The sequence below is a fragment of the Microcoleus anatoxicus genome (assembly GCF_042465725.1).
Lineage (GTDB): Bacteria > Cyanobacteriota > Cyanobacteriia > Cyanobacteriales > Microcoleaceae > Microcoleus > Microcoleus anatoxicus.
The window spans coordinates 5,571,251-5,589,230 of record NZ_CP120853.1 but is presented as its reverse complement, the minus strand read 5'-3'; the positions used below and the strand labels follow the sequence as shown (position 1 = coordinate 5,589,230).

General features: G+C 46.2%; 13 protein-coding genes and 3 pseudogenes. 10 read left to right on the top strand and 6 right to left on the bottom strand.

What is annotated here, in order from left to right:
- Positions 1 to 59: 59 nt before the first annotated feature.
- Positions 60 to 806 (bottom strand): cobalt-precorrin-6A reductase, encoded by a 747-nt coding sequence (locus P2A85_RS24310; protein ID WP_377475923.1) that lies wholly within the window; start codon positions 804 to 806, stop codon positions 60 to 62.
- A gap of 74 nt (positions 807 to 880) precedes the next feature.
- On the opposite strand from P2A85_RS24310, the gene P2A85_RS24305 reads away from it, so the two are divergent.
- Positions 881 to 1,699 (top strand): tetratricopeptide repeat protein, encoded by an 819-nt coding sequence (locus P2A85_RS24305; protein ID WP_377475921.1) that lies wholly within the window; start codon positions 881 to 883, stop codon positions 1,697 to 1,699.
- 219 nt (positions 1,700 to 1,918) lie between these two features.
- On the opposite strand, the gene P2A85_RS24300 is transcribed toward P2A85_RS24305, so the two are convergent.
- Positions 1,919 to 2,728 (bottom strand): TIGR01548 family HAD-type hydrolase, encoded by an 810-nt coding sequence (locus P2A85_RS24300; protein WP_377475920.1) that lies wholly within the window; start codon positions 2,726 to 2,728, stop codon positions 1,919 to 1,921.
- A 116-nt stretch (positions 2,729 to 2,844) separates the two neighbouring features.
- Here P2A85_RS24300 and P2A85_RS24295 point away from each other — a divergent pair, with 116 nt between their 5' ends.
- The 7 genes and pseudogenes from P2A85_RS24295 (at position 2,845) to obgE (ending at position 10,807) form a co-directional block, all read left to right on the top strand.
- Positions 2,845 to 3,165, top strand: coding sequence for a 30S ribosomal protein PSRP-3 (locus tag P2A85_RS24295; protein WP_340523226.1), 321 nt, complete (start codon positions 2,845 to 2,847; stop codon positions 3,163 to 3,165).
- An 85-nt stretch (positions 3,166 to 3,250) separates the two neighbouring features.
- Positions 3,251 to 4,324 (top strand): class I SAM-dependent methyltransferase, encoded by a 1,074-nt coding sequence (locus P2A85_RS24290; protein WP_377475918.1) that lies wholly within the window; start codon positions 3,251 to 3,253, stop codon positions 4,322 to 4,324.
- Positions 4,325 to 4,740: 416 nt separating this feature from the next.
- A pseudogene (gene iscB, locus P2A85_RS24285) lies at positions 4,741 to 5,302 on the top strand (RNA-guided endonuclease IscB); the annotation flags it as partial.
- Positions 5,303 to 5,992: 690 nt separating this feature from the next.
- Positions 5,993 to 7,633 (top strand): group II intron reverse transcriptase/maturase, encoded by a 1,641-nt coding sequence (gene ltrA / locus P2A85_RS24280; RefSeq protein WP_377475917.1) that lies wholly within the window; start codon positions 5,993 to 5,995, stop codon positions 7,631 to 7,633.
- 146 nt (positions 7,634 to 7,779) lie between these two features.
- Positions 7,780 to 8,481 (top strand): annotated as a pseudogene (locus tag P2A85_RS24275) (HNH endonuclease); the annotation flags it as partial.
- Positions 8,482 to 8,634: 153 nt separating this feature from the next.
- The gene (locus P2A85_RS24270; RefSeq protein WP_377475916.1) at positions 8,635 to 9,516 is read left to right on the top strand and encodes a Mo-dependent nitrogenase C-terminal domain-containing protein; all 882 of its coding nucleotides are present in this window, start codon (positions 8,635 to 8,637) and stop codon (positions 9,514 to 9,516) included.
- A 250-nt stretch (positions 9,517 to 9,766) separates the two neighbouring features.
- Complete coding sequence (obgE, locus tag P2A85_RS24265) at positions 9,767 to 10,807, top strand: GTPase ObgE (RefSeq protein WP_377475915.1); 1,041 nt, start codon at positions 9,767 to 9,769, stop codon at positions 10,805 to 10,807.
- 369 nt (positions 10,808 to 11,176) lie between these two features.
- Here obgE and P2A85_RS24260 read toward each other — a convergent pair whose 3' ends face one another.
- The 3 genes and pseudogenes from P2A85_RS24260 to P2A85_RS24250 all read right to left on the bottom strand — a co-directional run.
- Complete coding sequence (locus P2A85_RS24260) at positions 11,177 to 11,578, bottom strand: hypothetical protein (RefSeq protein WP_377475914.1); 402 nt, start codon at positions 11,576 to 11,578, stop codon at positions 11,177 to 11,179.
- 96 nt (positions 11,579 to 11,674) lie between these two features.
- Positions 11,675 to 13,288: a serine hydrolase gene (locus tag P2A85_RS24255; protein ID WP_377475913.1), complete on the bottom strand. Its 1,614-nt coding sequence runs from the start codon at positions 13,286 to 13,288 to the stop codon at positions 11,675 to 11,677.
- A gap of 827 nt (positions 13,289 to 14,115) precedes the next feature.
- A pseudogene (locus tag P2A85_RS24250) lies at positions 14,116 to 14,586 on the bottom strand (RNA methyltransferase); the annotation flags it as partial.
- 132 nt (positions 14,587 to 14,718) lie between these two features.
- Between P2A85_RS24250 and P2A85_RS24245 the strand changes: the two are divergent.
- A complete protein-coding gene (locus P2A85_RS24245) occupies positions 14,719 to 14,874 on the top strand; it encodes a DUF2256 domain-containing protein (RefSeq protein ID WP_341730753.1) in 156 nt (51 codons plus the stop codon).
- A 69-nt stretch (positions 14,875 to 14,943) separates the two neighbouring features.
- Positions 14,944 to 15,918: an isoaspartyl peptidase/L-asparaginase gene (locus tag P2A85_RS24240; RefSeq protein WP_377475912.1), complete on the top strand. Its 975-nt coding sequence runs from the start codon at positions 14,944 to 14,946 to the stop codon at positions 15,916 to 15,918.
- A gap of 98 nt (positions 15,919 to 16,016) precedes the next feature.
- Here P2A85_RS24240 and P2A85_RS24235 read toward each other — a convergent pair whose 3' ends face one another.
- Entirely contained in the window at positions 16,017 to 17,942 is a 1,926-nt protein-coding gene (locus P2A85_RS24235; RefSeq protein ID WP_377475911.1) for a hypothetical protein, read from the bottom strand.
- Positions 17,943 to 17,980: the final 38 nt, after the last annotated feature.

Sequence of the window (17,980 nt, the reverse complement as noted above, 5' to 3'; positions counted from 1 at the left end):
AACGCGGTAGAGGTTTATCGATGCGGAAATAGTGAGTATCGCCGTGGACAAATACAACATTAATTTAAATGTTTCATCAGCCAAGCGATCGCTGCTTCGACATCAGTAACTACTTCTCCATCCGGTATCGGTGGCCTTTGCACCATCACCACGGGAATTCCCAATTCCCGCGCCGCGACAATTTTGGCATAAGTCGCATCACCACCGCTGTTTTTGCTGACAATGGTATCAATCTGATGTTCGAGCAACAATTCCCGCTCATTTTCTAAGAAAAAAGGCCCTTTTTCTAAAATTAATTTGCTGTTTGGGTATAAAATACCTAGGGCTGGGGGATCGATCGCCCGAATCAAAAACCAAATAGAATCCAGACTAGAAAATGCAGTCAATTCCTGTCTACCAATAGTGAGAAATACGCGCTGCGATCGCTCAGATAAAGCGATGGCAGCCTGTTCATGGTTTTCGACTTCAATCCAGCGATCGCCCTGCACCGGAGTCCAAGCAGGACGCACCAGCATCAAATGTGGCAATTGAAATTCAGCAGCAGCGGTGGCTGCATTCATCGAAATCTGAGCAGCAAACGGATGAGTCGCATCAATTAACAAGTCGATCGCGCGATCGGTCAAATACTCACCCAGTCCAGATACTCCCCCAAAGCCACCAATTCGCAGCGTACCCGTTGGGGTGGAAGGTTGTTTAGTGCGTCCTGCTAGGGAAGAAACCACCTCCAAGTTAGGGATTTGGGAAGCCCGCGCCGCCAGTTGAGTCGCATCCCCCGTTCCTCCCAAAATTAGCAAGCGTTTTTTCATAGAATTCCCCCTACCCGATCTAGTCAAGACTTAACAATATAATATGTTAAGTAAAGTTTTAACTACCAACAGCTATGATGCGATCGCTCTTGACATTTTTGACAGTATTAGTTGTAAGTGGGATAGTTTGGCTAGGCAATGCAATCCCAGCCTCCGCAGAAGTTCAAGCCACAGATATTACCGATCCCCAGCAGCAGTTAGCAGAACTGGTTCAGAAAGCTTTTGAAGCGACAAATGAAGGCAAATTCCCCCTGGCTGAAAGCTTTTGGACTCAAATCATTGACAAATTTCCCGATCGAGCAGCCGCTTGGAGTAACCGTGGTAATTCTAGAGTCAGTCAGAACCAGCTACAAGCAGCAATTGCCGACTACGAAAAAGCGATCGAACTCGTTCCCGACGCTCCCGATCCGTACTTAAACCGCGGTACAGCCTTAGAAGGTTTAGGAAAGTGGGAAGAGGCGATCGCCGACTACAATCATGTACTACAATTAGACCCAAAAGATCCAGCAGCCTACAACAACCGAGGCAACGCCGAAGCAGGTTTAGGTCAATGGAAACAAGCAATTATCGACTACAACAAAGCCTTTGAACTAGCACCTGAATACGCCTTTGCTCGCGCCAACCACGCCCTCGCCCTTTATCAAAATGGACAAACCAAAGAAGCAATTCGCAACATGAAAAACATTGTTCGCAGATACCCCCAATTTGCCGACATGAGAGCCGCCCTCAGCGCTTGTCTGTGGGAGGCGGGACAGCGTGGGGAAGCCGAGAGCAATTGGGTTGCCGCCGTCGGTCTCGACTCCCGCTACAAAGACCTCGATTGGGTTAAAAATACCCGCCGTTGGCCACCAGTTGCAGTCAGTGCTTTGGATAAATTCTTGAACTTGAAATAATATTTAGGTTATTGGTTATTAGTTATTGGTTATTCGTTATTGGTTATTGGTTATTGGTTGTTTGTTATTGGTTATTGGTTATTTGTTAGTTAGAGTAACCAATAACCCAATCCCCAATCCCCAATCCCCAATGTCCAATCCCCAATCCCCAATGTCCAATCCCCAATCCCCAATCCCCAATCCCCTATTCCCTATTCCCAATCCCCTATTCCCTATTCCCTATTCCCTATTCCCTATTCCCATTAATAATTCCCAAACCAGTGCCGGAGTCAACTCCTCAACATTCCTCAATACTGAGACAGCACCAGCATTTTGTAGCGCCGCAGTATAAGCTTGGCATCGCACCGCATCATCCAAAACATGAGGTGGCAAAATTCCAATTCCCAGCCAAACTCGCGACGGTTGTACTTGACTGGCTTTGACAATAGTGTAAATATCTGCAACAGTATCCCCTGCATAAATCACAGGCAAACTTTCTGGTAAAGCGTTCAGGTTTTCCAATTTTTCAATAGTCGCAAATAGTCCAGTAGGATCGGGTTTTCCCGGTGCATCTTCCATCGCCACTAATACAGGGGAATTTAAGCCGAGTTTCCCGGATAAAACATAGGTAGCTTCATCCCGCATCGCCCCGCTAAAAAAGCCCCAAACTATGCCACCTGTGGTTAAACTTTCCAGGTAAGCCGGACTTAGCAGCAGCGGTTCGTCGCCAATGTAACCAGTCCAAGTTTGCTCGTCCGGGCCACGATAGCGACTTTGGAAAAATGCTACTAACTCGTTATAGTCGATCGCGCTTTCCGTTCGCGATCGCCCAATGCCCTCAAAATAACGGTAAACTAACTCTTGTGAAGCTTCCCAGTCATTATTCCACACTCCCTCAGACTTGAGAGAGTCAATATCAATAGAATTGGGACGAAAAGCACCCCCCGTGAAATGCTCCACCACATCCGCCAGCGCCCGTCGGTAAGAGCCAGACACATCCCGCACCACACCATCAATATCAAAAACTACAATCGCTCTGTCTGCTGTCATCAGTGCCCCACCCGCAGTTAACTATTGGCATTTTACCTGAGCCAATGTCGGAATTTTAAGTAAAAATGACAAAAGTATGCTAAGCTTAGCGATTGTAGAAATTTTTAATAAGTTCGATCGAAACCCCGGAGGTTTGTTTGTCCAAGTTCATCTTAAAAGTTCTCTGGCTAGAAGAGAATGTTGCCCTCGCCGTTGACCAAGTGGTCGGTAAAGGAACTAGCCCGCTGACAGCTTACTTTTTCTGGCCCCGCAAGGATGCGTGGGAAGATCTCAAAAACGAACTCGAAGCCAAACACTGGATTGCCGACAACGATCGCGTCGAAGTCCTCAACCAAGCCACAGAAGTAATCAACTACTGGCAAGAGGAAGGCAGACGGCGACCAATGAATGAAGCTCAGTCAAAATTCCCCCTCGTGACTTTTACTGGCAGCAACTAATCACAGTTAACAGTTAACTGTTAACTGTCAACTGTTAACTGTCAACTGTTAACTACGTAAATATTGTTTTCGTTGAGCGGAATTTATGGGCGGCGACAGTACCATCAACCAGACTGAACAGCTACCGCTGGTAGTAAATCCTGATATTCTCCAGCAAGCTATTCTCTACAAAATAAATACTCGAATTACCGCCCGCGGAGAAATAGTGTTTCCCTGTGTACCGGGGATGCTAAACCACTATCTCCAGTCAATTGAAAAACTATTCACCACTCTCGACAGACCTCTGCCAGCAGACAGAAAAGAGGAACTGAGCAAACTGTTAGCCAGCAAATTAGAACAAGGCTACCAGTCTTCCACTGCTTCGATGCTGATACTTCAATACGAGTCAGTTCAGCCTCCCCAAACCGGTTTAGCTTGCAAAGTGCTCGTGGCGACCTCCACAGTAGGAGAACAGTATAAAAGTTGGGTAGATACCAGGGAAGCTCCCCTATTCGGCTCCCATCCAGACGCAAAATTGATGACAACGGTTGCTAAATTGGGAAGTCCCGATCGCGTGCGGATTTTGGACGTGGGTGCTGGCACCGGCCGCAACACTTTGCCCTTGGCAAGATTGGGCTATGCTGTCGATGCGATCGAACTAACCCCAGCTTTTGCAGAACAGTTACAAACTGCTGCGACAGCCGAAAACTTACCAGTCACAGTGACACTAGGCAATGTACTCGACCCCTTAGTGCGGATGAAACCGGCTCGGTACCAACTTGCAGTCGCCGCCGAAGTCATCTCTCATTTTCGAGACAGCGACGAAGTGCGGCTGTTCCTAGCAAAAATGTGCGATTCCCTCTGTCCCGGAGGTCTATTACTCTTCAGTACATTTTTATCCGTAGGTGACTACCAACCAGATCCCCTCGTGCGACAAGTAGCCGAACTTTCCTGGTCTACTTTATTTACGCCCCAAGAACTGATTGTGGCGATGGAAGACCTGCCCCTAGTCCCCATCTCCAATGAATTGGTATTTGAGTACGAACGCACCCATCTGCCGGAAGCAGCCTGGCCCCCGACACCCTGGTTTGCCAGTTGGGCCACAGGTCGTGATGTTTTTCCCATGGCCAATGGACGCCCCCCGATGGAATTGCGCTGGATTTTGTGCCGCCGGAGTTAAGAAGCACAAACACCCAAGAATACTTATCGAGCCAATAACATAAGTTTTGGTTAATTTTTTGTTTTGTAGCTTTTGTACATAAAAATTAATAAAAATTGTACTAGAATATGCAAATAGTGAAGATCGATCGAGACTGGCGCAGCTAGAGTTAAGATCGGACAAACTTATCCCTTAAGATAGGTCAGCAACTCAGGTCTAAAGACACTGAGCTTGTAAGAAATTATAAGCTGTGCTGACCAGACCCCTCTTCTGAGGAGACGTTATTTAGGTCACGATACCGGAGAATGCGACGCTAGTTTTCCGCTCTATCATCTGCAATTAAACAGTTTTAAAGTCACTGAAACAGTGTTGCAGATCTAACAAGCCTTTATAACCAGGTCAAAGCGCACATTACACGCAAGTGGAGGGACACAACAATGTCCAATTTTATTTTACTCGATACCAACCATATACCATTAACATCTTGCAAGCCGTCAATGGCTCATAAGTTGTTAACCGTTGGTAAAGCGGCTGTTTTCAGGCGATATCCGTTTACCATTATTCTTAAAAAGGCGGTGATAGCAACCCCTGAATTAATTACTCTCAAATTAGATCCAGGCTCCAAAACTACTGGTATCGCTTTATTGCAGGGCGAAAAAGTGATTTTTGGCGCTGAACTAACCCATCGCGGTCAAACCATCAAAGCAAGTCTTGATTCCCGTCGCGCACTACGTCGAGGAAGACGAAGCCGTCATACTCGCTACCGCCAAGCAAGGTTTTTAAACCGTACCCGCCAAAAAGGTTGGTTAGCACCATCCTTGCAGCACCGGGTAGAAACCACCCTAACTTGGGTCAACAAATTACGAAAACTTGCACCTATCGGTTTAATCATTCAAGAGCTGGTCAGATTTGACCTGCAACAATTAGAAAATCCTGAAATTTCAGGGGTCGTACCAACAAGGCGAACTGCAAGGTTACGAAGTTCGCGAATATCTACTCAACGTGCGACCCGTTTCCGTGAAAACAAAAGCTTAACAGCTTAAAGTGTAGGCGGAGCAAGGAATCAGCCTCTCGTATGGACTGAAATGAACCTTGACAACTTAACGACCTTGAGGGTGTAAGTCCCTCCCCACAGATGCAGTGGTGAAAGCATTATCCCTACTTCTAGGTGTAGCAACCCTAGAGGTAAAGCGGGGTAAAAAGGAGGTAACTCGGCAACCTAACTGAGAATCCCTTCGAGCAGGAATCCATGAGCAGCGCAAGCGAAGATGTGTCTAAATCATCGTTAGGTATAACCAGTGAAATAGGTTGATCACACTGGGAGTCCCAAAAGGGCAAGGATAGGGAGTTGGCGGGTGTTTAGCCGACCAACAAAGCATTTCCCATAAACCCGGTGAATAGCATCGCTCTAAAGATTCAATCAATGGTCGTTAGGAACGGGATAACCCCCATACATCTCTCAGGAAGGTCGATGCCTGAGTAGGTAGCTAGCCAGATGATTTACGGGGGCAGGATTGAATCAAAAGCCAATGCCTCGCTGTAATGGCGAGGATACGCTGACAGATTCACGATTGTTTGGAAATGAATAGGAACAAGTAGCAATGAATACGTCTAATACTGAGTCAATACAGACAGAAGTGGAATGGAAGGATATCAACTGGAAAAAAAATACAGAGGATAGTCTTTAAGTTGCAAAAGCGCATATTCAAAGCCTCTCAACGTGGGGATGTCAAAGCAGTCCGTAGGCTTCAAAAGACTTTGATGAGGTCTTGGTCGGCTAAGGCACTAGCCGTTCGTCGGGTAACTCAGGATAACCGGGGCAAGAAAACGGCTGGAATAGATGGGATTAAGAGTTTAATCCCCAAACAAAGGCTAGAACTTGTACGCCAACTGAGGTTAAACCAAAAGGCTAAACCTGTCAGGAGAGTCTGGATTGACAAACCTGGTAGAGACGAAAAACGCCCGTTAGGGATACCTACAATGAACGACAGAGCATCCCAAGCTCTGGTAAAAGCAGCCTTAGAGCCGGAATGGGAAGCAAAATTCGAGCCAAACAGCTACGGATTCCGACCAGGGCGGTCATGCCACGACGCAATCGAAGCAATATATGGAGCAATCAAGCAGAAGCCGAAATACGTGCTAGATGCCGACATTGCCAAATGCTTCGACCGAATAAACCATGAAGCGCTGCTAGAAAAATTAAATACATCCCCCACCATCCGCCGTCAAATTCGGGCATGGTTGAAAGCGGGAGTGATTGACTGGAGCGAATACGCTAATCGCAATAAAAAGAAAGGGTTCAGTCAATCATCTGAGGGAACACCGCAAGGCGGGGTTATATCGCCCTTGCTAGCAAACATCGCCCTCCACGGCTTGGAAAATCGGCTACTCCAATACGTTGAAACCGTAGATATGAAAAATAACTACGGCAGACAACAGAGCAAACGCTCTAAGCGAATGACCCTAACAGTAGTTCGCTATGCTGATGACTTTGTAATTCTACACAAAGATAAAGCCGTCGTCCAAAGATGTATGCAGATAACAGCAGAATGGCTCAGTGGCATTGGCTTGGAATTAAAACCCGAAAAAACCAGACTCTCACACACTCTAGTTGAAGAAGGAGGCAACATAGGGTTCGACTTCCTCGGATTTAATGTTAGACAGTTCGAGGTAGGGGAGTATGCGTCTAAGCAAGGATTTAAAACCATCATCACACCATCCAAGGAAAAGCTGAAAGTCCATCTATCTAAAGTAGGCGACCTAATCGATAAGCACAAAGGTTCATCGCGAGATGCCTTAATTGCAACACTAAACCCCGTGATAAGGGGCTGGTCGAACTATTACAAAACGGTTTGCAGCAAAGATATATTCCAACTTGCAGACCACATCATCTATCAGCAAATACGAGGATGGGCAATTTACCGTCATGAAAGCGCCGACAAGACTTGGACAACCAAGGGAAATAACAATTGGGTATTCGCCACCAAAAACGGCAAGCATTGTCTAGCCAAGCATGGCGATACTCCAATAACCAGACACACAAAGGTGAAGGGTGAAATAAGCCCTTATGACGGAGATTGGGTCTACTGGAGCAAGCGAAAAGGGGAATACCCTGAAACTCCCAAACAATTATCCGAGCTTATTAAAAAGCAAGATGGGAAGTGTTCGCACTGCGGTCTGTACTTCACGTCCGATTGTCTAATTGAAGTACATCACATAGATAGAAACAGAAGCAACAACAAGAAGACAAATCTGACAGCCGTACATAGACACTGCCACGACATTATTCACGCCAAATGGGAACCTTTCATAGTGGGAGATGAGAAGTGATGAATCTTATTTCTAGCCCCCTAACCCTTAATGGGAAAGAGGTACGCATAACAAGCGCCAAACAGTCGAGGAGCCGGATGACGGGAAACTATCACGTCCGGTTTTGCATGGGAGTTCGGGGTAGTGATACCCCGTTCGACCCTACCAAATGGAACAGAAAATGTGCTTATTGCGACGCTGAGAATTTAGCATTGCAAGTTGAACACATTCATCCAAAAGCCAAAGGTGGTACAAATCGTATCTCGAATCTCTGCCTTGCTTGTCAAGCGTGCAATCAGAAGAAAGGTACTCAGGATGTTCAGCAATTCTTAGTCAAGAAACCTGACATCTTGAAGTACATTCTAGCTCAAGCTAAACGCCCTCTCAAGGACGCTGCTGCTGTGAATTCAACTCGATGGGCGTTGTTTTCTCGACTGAAAGAAACGGGATTGTCTGTTTTAACTGGTTCGGGTGGATTAACTAAGTTCAACCGTACTCGATTGAAACTACCTAAAACCCATTGGCTTGATGCTGCCTGTGTGGGTCAAATTCAATCCCTAGAAATCCTCACGAATCAGCCACTGCTAATCAAGGCGACAGGGCACGGAACTCGCCAAATGTGTCGCGCAGATAAGTTTGGATTTCCATCTCGGTACGTTCCGATAAACAAGTTTGTTAAAGGTTTTCAGACAGGTGATATTGTGAAAGCAGTTGTCACCAGTGGCAAAAAAATAGGTGAATATGTTGGTCGGGTTGCGGTTAGGACAACTGGTTCATTCAATATTTCAGCATCAGAATTAGTACAAGGAATTAGTTACAAATATTGCAAAATTGTTCATCACAAAGATGGTTATGGTTACACATTTTAAGATTGACGGGGACTGAAGTCCCCCGAGTCGTTTCCCTCTCAGGTCTAAAGACTCTGAGTTTCCCACTTACCGAGCTTTTTTATGACATTCTGAGGGAAAAACATCGGCTAATTAATTCTCTCGCTAGATCAGCGATAATCCTGACACACAAATATGCTTTTAACACGTCCACTACAAGCGTTTCGAGCAATCTTCAGGGATAAACCTTCAACGAATAGAACGATCGAACAAAAAAGTAGTAAAAATAATTTTGGGGGGAATATTTATTCCACTCCCAATCAACAAATTGACTGGTCTATCGAATTGGAAAGACTGATGAATAACGTGAAATCTGCCTGTACCAACGAAGAGATTACCGCATGGCTACGCGGATTGCTGACAATTGCTTGGGCTGACGGCAACTTTGACGAAAACGAGCAAAAACTGATTGCGACCATAACTCACGAGGAATTAAATCTAGTATCTTTGGAGACCGATTTTGAACCAATTACCCCAGACGAACTAGCTGGTGTGTTAGGCAAAAGTACCGCCAACGGTGAAAATTTCTTGAGAACCGCAGTCATGGTAGCTTTAGCAGACGGTACTTATTCCCTTTGCGAAGATGAATTGCTAGAGAAGTTTTGTACAGCATTAGGTCAAAATGTGAAAGTGATAGAAGCTCTCCGACACACCATCGAAGGAACCGAATACCCCCTAGAAAAACCCGCAAGCTCAGCAGCCGCTGTGGAGTGGAATGTGGCAACACCCCTCAGTGCAAAACCGCTGCAACCACCCCACAAAGATGTCCTACAACCAGTCAAAGACTGGCTCGACGGCTGGGAAATTCACGACCCCAAGGTGGCACACTTTGTCTGCAAAATGATTCCGCCCCAGTGTCCGTTTGAGCGAGATATTGTGTTATTTGGCCGCAAAATCGTACACATTCCGGCGATGTGCCAGATTAATCCGCTTTACGAACAGTTGGTGGGGATGCGCTTCCGAGCTCTGTGCTATTTAGCCGATGATTGCAAGGAAGATATCTCGTCCTATTGTTAGCCATGATTCAGGACTCATTAGTTAGTAGCGTTGAAACTACCCAATCTCCCATAGTCGTGGAATAGGAAGACTGTGCGGTCTTAATATTGCAAAACAGGCGAATTATGCTCACAAATGGTATAATTAACGGCTACTTACTAATGACCACTGAGTCGGGAATGGTTCATGGGGAATAGGCAATGGTTCATGGGGAATAACCAATAACCAATAACCAATAACCAATAACCAATAACCAATTACTAATTAAATTATGCAATTTATCGATCGAGCAGATATTCAAGTCGCAGCCGGCAAAGGCGGCGACGGTATGGTTGCTTTTCGCAGAGAAAAGTATGTACCAGCGGGCGGGCCAAGCGGGGGCACCGGCGGGCGGGGCGGTTCAGTATTTATGGTGGCGGTGGAAAGTCTGCAAACCCTGCTAGATTTTCAGTACAACCGCATCTTTAAAGCTGAGGATGGGAAGCGGGGTGCACCGAAAAATATGACCGGGGCTGGTGGGGACGATCGCACAATTGAAGTTCCCTGCGGTACTGTAGTTTACGACGCGGAAACTCAGGCAATTTTAGCAGATTTAGTAACCCCCGGACAGACTTTTTGCGTTGCCAAAGGCGGCAAAGGCGGTTTGGGAAATAAATGTTTTCTGACCAATTCTAACCGCGCTCCAGATTATGCCATGCCCGGTGGAGAAGGAGAACACAAGTTTCTGCGGCTGGAATTGAAGCTATTAGCTGAAGTGGGAATTATTGGTTTACCAAATGCCGGCAAATCTACCCTGATTTCTGCTTTATCCGCCGCTCGTCCTAAGATAGCAGATTATCCGTTTACAACTTTAGTCCCGAATTTAGGCGTAGTCAGAAAACCGACGGGAGACGGTACGGTTTTTGCAGATATTCCAGGATTGATTGAAGGGGCTCACGAAGGTGCCGGTCTGGGTTATGAGTTTTTGCGGCACATTGAACGAACTCGGTTACTGCTGCATTTGATCGATGTTACCGATGAAGACCCGATCGCGAATTACATTACAATTCGGGAAGAATTGAAAGCTTACGGGCGAGGTTTGGCAAATAGACCGCAGATTTTGGCTTTTAATAAGGTAGATGCGATCGATCTAGAAAGCGCAGAAATGAATAATTTGATTTCTCGACTTCAAGAAATTAGTGAGTCCCCGATTTTGTCTATTTCCGCTGTCAGTCGAGTGGGATTGGATGAGTTGATGCAGCAGGTTTGGCAGAAACTTGACGAATTGAATGAAAAAGAAGCAGCGGAACTTTTAGCAGTTGCAGTTTCCTAGCCGAAACGGGTTCTGCTTTTCCAGAATATAGCAACCGCCAAAGGGTGCATCTCAATTTTGCCAATATATTCGTAGGGGCGAAGCATGACCGCTGTAAATCTCTGGTTATCACTAATAAATTGTCTGCGGTCATGCTTCGCCTATGCAAAATCCATGGCTGTTTCATTCTGGTGACAAATCATGGTTTTGTAGGGGTAGTGCCCCCGTGCCTACCCTCTTCGTCCAGGATTTTGTAGGTGTTTCAGAGATTGGGGCGGGCACTCTTGGCACCGCCCCTACAAGAGAATGAAACAGCCCTGTTACAAAATCTGGATGCTCCCCCGCCAAAGCGCCTTGGCGACTGCTATTTCCACTCAAGTAAGTTGCCGGTCAAATTTGGTTGGAGTTAGGAATCAGCCCGTTGTAATCAATTCTGACCTGTCCATTTCGAGAAACAGTAACAACGCTTTCTATCCTATAGACAGAAGAACCAGGTCTGCTTCCTTTAAAAGAAAATGTCCAAGTACCATCGCCATTGTCTACAAACGGCGCTTCCGAAGAAACACCGTGCATAGAAGGTTCGGCTCGATATTCTCCCAAGCCACCGTTGGCGACTTCTGCTGCTTGACGAGCTAGGTTTTTCGCCCGATTCAGTTCGATATTATTGGAAACAACTGTGATCTCGTCGAATTCACCTTGAGGAGAAGGATTGGCATTACTCGGTGAGGGGGAGACTCCAACAGCCATAATTGATAATGCTACCAGATAAGGAAGCCTGATGTTTGGTTTCATAGGGCAAACTGATTTATAGTTTGTCAGATATACAACAGTTAAACTAAAAATCCGGTAACAACAAAAAATTTTTTAAAGCGGCTTTTGCCTTGTGGTTTAATTTTTAAGTTTTACTTTGGCATCAACCGTGGATTCTCCATCATTCAAATACTGATAACTCATCCGAGAAATATCGCGAATCAAACTTTGAGCAGGTTTCTCTGTTTCCGGGGAATGTTTCACCATTACCGCCACTAAATAACGCTTGCCGTTTGGCAAATCTACCATCCCTGCATCGGCTAGCAAAGTGTTAATATTTCCCGTTTTATGAGCAATAATTGCCTCGTCCCCCAAACCTTTGGGTAACAAACTATCATTTTTGGTTTGCCTCATGATTTGAAAAATGCGATCGCGCGATTTCACTGACACCAAATTACCCCGATCGATCTGGGCAATAATATTAATCAAATCCTTGGGACTGGTAGTATTAGTTCCCTCTAAATCCGGCAATTTACTGCGAATAACCGTCGCCCTCAAACCCCAGGTTGCAAAGTGCTGATTCAAAACTTCTGCACCTCCCAACAACTCAACCATCATATTTGTCGCCGTATTGTCACTGACAACAATCATTTTTTTGGCAACTTCCAAAGCCGAATACTTCGTACCCGGAGGTTGGTCTTGCATCTCTCCCGAACCGCCCACAATATCTTCGGCGCGTAGGGTCAACATCTGATCTAGTCGCACTTTCCCCTCATCTACAGCTTGGAAAAAAGCTACTAAAATCGGCACTTTAATCGTACTAGCTGAAGCAAAAGTAGTGTCGCCGTTAACATTTAGGTAGCTTCCACTATCTAAATCGACTAAGAATACTCCCGCAGTCAAGCTAGGGTTTTCCGTGGTCAAAACCTGAACTTGCGTTTTGAGGGTGGCTAATTCTTGATTCAGTTGCAGTGCAGGGGGGGCTAGGGTTGTAGCTGCGGCGCTATCACTTTCTGGGGGAGTTTTTTGCCCATTAGCTCCTGGAGCGTTCTGTTCTTGTGCTGTGGAACCCGATCGACTCACAGCATTCACCACTGACAACATTGTCCCGCAAATCACCGCCATCCCAACTCCCAAAATCAACAAACGAGTAGCGTACACCAGCGGTGTTGTAGTGCTAGGTGTGGGTCGTTTGCGAGGTTTATCGCTGGCTTGGGAGCGCTGTTTGGGGTCGGGGCGTTTTTTGACCTTGGGAGGCGTTTCAGTGTCTGCAATGCGACCTAGATGGGACTGGGAGCGACTTCCGGGACGGGATACAGGGGTGGTTGGCGGTATAAGCTGGCTGTTGGGATTGCTGGCCGGACTAAGATTTTTTGGTGTTGGCCCTGGATTGAACAAATCTACAGCAGCGAGGCCTTTTTTGGGAGATTGACGGGTTTTCGACTGGGGAGTTTTGGTGGTTCGGGGTTTTTTACGGCTAATTGTAGATTGGGGATTGGATAAAAAGTCTGGTGTGTTTAATTCTGCGGGGGGATTAGCAGGGGAATTCGCCCTAATTCTGCTGCCGCTTGGTGGTTCCAATGGTAGAGTCGAAGGTTTTTTTGCTTGACTGGAAGCTGGCGGTTTTGGTTTCTGCGATTGGGTGGAACCGCGGCGGCCTGATTTGCTAGACTGATTTGTTTTGCTCGACTGCTGAGATGATATTGAGGAGATCTCTGAGAATATCGATCGCTTGGGAAACCGCTCTGCCACGTCTTACTCCTTCACCAATGTACACTTCTAATTGCTGATTTTTAATCGGGCTCGCTCGCCTTTTGAGCTGGATAATCGGGCAACGCCTGATCCAGAGTATCAGAAACAGGACCGATCGGGTGAGTTTTTCCGATCGCCCATTCTACTTGTCGGAGAATCCCCCGCAACATGGCGACTTCCCCAACGGAAGGATAGGCGCGATTATATAAATGGCGAAATTTTGCCATCCGGCTGGCTGCTGTGTGGGGATGCAAGTATCCCACTTTTAACAACAAAGTTTCTAGTTGCTGGTAGTATCCTTCTAAATTTTCTAAGGTAGCAGAAGCATCTTCTTCCTTCACCGCTTGGGGGAGGTTCTTCTTCATTCCCCCCAAAGGGGGGGTAGGGGGGGGTTCTTCTTCATTCCCCCCTTGGGGGAAGTAGGGGGGAGTTTCCTTATTTTCCCCCCTTGGGGGGGGTTCCTTATTTTCCCCCCTTGGGGGGGGTTCCTTATTTTCCCCCCTTGGGGGGGGTTCCTTATTTTCCCCCCTTGGGGGGGGTTCCTTATTTTCCCCCCTTGGGGGAGTTTCCTTATTTTCCCCCCTTGGGGGAGTTTCCTTATTTTCCCCCCTTGGGGGAGTTTCCTTATTTTCCCCCCTTGGGGGGGGTTCCTTATTTTCCCCCCTTGGGGGGGGTAGGGGGGGGTTGACTTCGAGGAGGGGGTTGACTTCGAGGGGGGGGTTGACTTCGATGGGGGAGTTGACTTCGAGGGGGGAGTTGACTTCGAGGGGGGAGTTGACTTCGAGGGGGGAGTTGACTTCGAGGGGGGGGTTGAGAACTAACTTATATAATTCATAACAGCAGACAGCGACGGCTTGGGCGAGATTGAGGGAGGTGTAAGCTTCGCTGGAGGGAATGCGGATCAGGCGCTGAGCATAGTTTAATTCGGCGTTGGTTAGGCCACAGTCTTCTCGACCAAAAATGAGAGCGCTGGGGGCTTCTAGGAGCCAAGGTAAGGCATCTGCTGGTGCTTCTGGCTTTGTGGCTAAGGGGCGATCGTCCCCTGTGGTGGCGATCGCCCTTGTACAGCCTACCAAAGCCGCTGGCAAACTCTCAACTACTCTGGCATTTTCCAATATGTCCGCGGCGCGCACAGCCATCAGTCGGGCTTCTGCTCCTAAATAATCGCACTGGGGATTGACTAAAATTAATTGGTGCAAACCCATATTTTTGAGTACGCGGGCTACAGAACCGACATTCAAAGGACCTGCGGGTTCTACTAAGATAATTCGGATGTTGGCGGCGGCCGTTGAGAGCATTTAATTTAGGGAGATATAGCGAAGGAAGAAGGAAGAGGCAATAACAATTAAGTTTTGTTTTGGAACTGGCATCTTGCCTGTTCTTGAAAATGATACAAAATGTAAATTAGTTAATGTATTGTCAAAATTAACATGGCTAAGCAGCGATCGAAATCCGATTTACCTACAAAAATCTGCCCGGTGTGCGATCGACCTTTTACTTGGCGCAAAAAATGGGCTGAGTGTTGGGATGATGTCAAATATTGCTCGGAACGCTGTCGTCGCCGTCGGCATAGCACCGAAAATTAAGAATTTCTTGCCATTTACAAAACCGAGGTTAAGATTGCAAAGGAAAAATTCTAGGTTAAGTTAAAAAGTATGGCATCGCAACAGGTACAACCAAAGTTAGTTATTCACGGCGGTGCCGGCAGTTCTCTACATAGCAAAGGCGGAATTGAAGCGGTACGTAAATCGCTTTATCATGTTTTGGAGGAAGTTTATCCCCTGCTCAAGGACGGTGCGAGTGCCGTAGATGCAGTGGTGCGGGGCTGTCGGTTATTGGAAGATGACCCACGTTTTAATGCGGGTACGGGTTCTGTGGTGCAGTCAGATGGTCAAATTCGGATGAGTGCTTCGTTGATGGATGGTTTTGTGCAGCGTTTCAGCGGGGCGATTAATGTTTCTCGCGTTCAGCATCCGATCGAACTTGCTAAATTTTTGCAGACTTCGGACGATCGGGTACTCTCAGATTATGGCTCGGCGGAATTGTTGCGAGAACTTCACTTGCCGATTTACGATCCAATGACGGATTTGCGTTTGCATGAGTGGATGGAGGAACGCAAAGGCAATTTTAGCAGAGCAATGGCTGGAGTCATCGCTGAACCGACCTCACCCCCCCTGTCCCCCCTTGGTAAGGGGGGAGAAAGGGGGGTAGGTACGATCGGAGTGGTAGCTTTGGATGCCCAGGGACGTTTGGCTGCGGGAACTTCTACTGGTGGTAAGGGTTTTGAGCGGATTGGGCGAGTTAGCGATTCGGCGATGCCGGCAGGGAATTATGCGACTGGAAATGCGGCGGTAAGTTGTACAGGAATTGGCGAACACATTATGGATGAGTGTTTGGCTGCCAGAATTGTGATTCGGGTGACGGATGGTTTTAGTTTGAAAGCTGCTTTTGAGCGTTCTTTTGGAGAAGCTGACGAACATAAACGGGATTTTGGAGCAATTGGAATTGATGCTAGTGGTGCGATCGGCTGTGGTAAAACTAGCGATATACTTCTGGGTGCTTTTCACAACGGTATCCAAATGGGTGATACCTTGGAAATGAGCAAGGGAACGCTGATTTTTATTGCTTAAAAAGCTTTCTGGATAGGTGTTTTAGCTCCTCGGCTTATTGAAGAAGTCGGGGAGTGCGATCGGTGTTAGTTTTACCAATCACTAAATTTGTCTCGACTCTACTTACCTTTATTTTTTTTAGGGGATGCTTTTTTACCTGATTTTGTTTGAGGGCGATCGGGTTCTTTCACAGCATATTTAAACAGAAAATCATCAGGCTTTGCTAAGGCCGAGTCTGCAATGCTCAGGCGACCGAATTGCGACCAATGTTGATTTAATAGCTTCAAAGCTTGGCGGCGATCTAAGGCTGCGATCGCACCTATCAATTGACGCAAATTCGATCGCAATAACTCAATATTAGAGTCATCTACTGAAAATTGACTCACCATTGAAATCCCTGTTGCCAAATAAGCTGAATCCGGCGATATCTTTTTCGATCTTAACCCCTGACAAACCACCTTGAGCCACACCGGATAAAGTTCTAACCAATTAGCGTTTTTCAATTGATTTAATGCCATTTCTTCCATTCCCAACGCCCCCCAAGTACAAAGCGATGTTTCAGCTAAATTAGCATCCCGATTTTGCACCGCTGACTCCCATAATTCGCCCGCATAATCCTTAAATCGAACCGCCAGAAAATCATAAGCTTCCTCAACTTTATCAGTAGCCGTAACCTTGTAAACCGTCTCACCGCGCGGTAACTTATCGCCCCGATAAGATAGCCAATTGTGAGAACCGCACAAATGAATTTTCCGATCGACTACAACTTCCTTCGCATGAGAATTTCCCAGCCAAAATACCTGCACTGCTGATAAACCTTCCCGCGTTTTAATTTCTCTCAGCTTTTGCTCGACTTGTGGCGGAATTGGTCGGGTTTCATCCTGCTGTCGCCGGGAAATGCCGTGACCAATTAAAATCCATACTCCCCTATTAGCTAAATTTTGAAGTAATTGAATAAACTCATTATCTACCACTTCCTTGCTCACCCAAGGAGAATAAATTAAGACTTGATGATTCCCTTTCCTCAAGGTTTCCAAAAAAGACTGCCGAATTTGACTATCCCGCAGTAAAATTACCTGGTCTTTTTCCTGACTTCCCTTAGACGCAACTTGCTCCCCCGTTTCCCTCAATTCTTTAACTGTTTCAATCGCCTGCTGTTCAATCTTCTTAATTCTGTCTTCAACTTCTTTATTTCGTTGATTGAGGAGTTCTTCGCGTTCCGCAGCAATTGTTTCATCGCTCAGATACAGCAAGTTTTGCAAAGAAACTTTGCCTTCAGTTTGCAAAATGTCAAGTAAATCAGAGGCATAGTGTAAAATTTGCTTTCCTCGTCTTACTTGCAGCTTAACTGCATCTTCAAGGGCATCAAAAATCACAAAAATTGCCACAGATTGCCAGATAGCTTGAGTCTCCTTGGTGAAATTAGCAGCAGTAATGATTTTACCATCTTCAGGAACGTGCAACCCTAAACCAGAAGCCTGAATAATTCGTTGGAGTTCCTCAAGTCCTAACTCAGGCATTTCTTGACATCGATTTTCTATTGTGATAAAATCTTCAAAAATTGGGAGCTCGATTTGTACTTCTTCTAAAGCGGAAGATAGAAAAAATAGATTTCCTTGCAAGGGGTCAGAAATCGCATAAATTTGTTTTGTTTGTGGCGGTTGCGGGACAGAGCCTTCTAAGTAAAATTGTTTCCCTTGAGGAGTTAGAATAATTCTGGCATCCGGTGTCCAAGCTAAAGTTTCTAAACTCCGCAGAGTATTAGCAGTATTTTGCACGAATATAGGGTCAAGACCTAAAGCTTGTGCTAATTCATTTTCAGTTGGTGTCAATTCCATCTCCATCCCAGCGCGGAGAATAAACTCTTCGAGGATGTTAAATTTGCGGGGTTCGCTAATAGTAACTTCTACTGATATTTGCTCTAAACAATAGCGGAATTGGCGACCAGCTAGCACTGATATACCAGCGGGACTTTGCTTTTCAATTTGTTGGACAAATTCCTGTAATGCGGGGTCAATTGGTTTAGGAGAGGATACTAAAAACATCAATAATTATTCCTATATAATTAATATTTTACAATTAA

What these genes read in the sequence shown, in the direction of transcription:
- P2A85_RS24310 (WP_377475923.1), bottom strand. Translation starts at nt 806, where the DNA reads ATGAAAAAACGCTTGCTAATTTTGGGAGGAACGGGGGATGCGACTCAA.
- P2A85_RS24305 (WP_377475921.1), top strand. Translation starts at nt 881, where the DNA reads ATGATGCGATCGCTCTTGACATTTTTGACAGTATTAGTTGTAAGTGGG.
- P2A85_RS24300 (WP_377475920.1), bottom strand. Translation starts at nt 2,728, where the DNA reads ATGACAGCAGACAGAGCGATTGTAGTTTTTGATATTGATGGTGTGGTG.
- P2A85_RS24290 (WP_377475918.1), top strand. Translation starts at nt 3,251, where the DNA reads ATGGGCGGCGACAGTACCATCAACCAGACTGAACAGCTACCGCTGGTA.
- P2A85_RS24270 (WP_377475916.1), top strand. Translation starts at nt 8,635, where the DNA reads ATGCTTTTAACACGTCCACTACAAGCGTTTCGAGCAATCTTCAGGGAT.
- obgE (WP_377475915.1), top strand. Translation starts at nt 9,767, where the DNA reads ATGCAATTTATCGATCGAGCAGATATTCAAGTCGCAGCCGGCAAAGGC.
- P2A85_RS24260 (WP_377475914.1), bottom strand. Translation starts at nt 11,578, where the DNA reads ATGAAACCAAACATCAGGCTTCCTTATCTGGTAGCATTATCAATTATG.
- P2A85_RS24245 (WP_341730753.1), top strand. Translation starts at nt 14,719, where the DNA reads ATGGCTAAGCAGCGATCGAAATCCGATTTACCTACAAAAATCTGCCCG.
- P2A85_RS24240 (WP_377475912.1), top strand. Translation starts at nt 14,944, where the DNA reads ATGGCATCGCAACAGGTACAACCAAAGTTAGTTATTCACGGCGGTGCC.
- P2A85_RS24235 (WP_377475911.1), bottom strand. Translation starts at nt 17,942, where the DNA reads ATGTTTTTAGTATCCTCTCCTAAACCAATTGACCCCGCATTACAGGAA.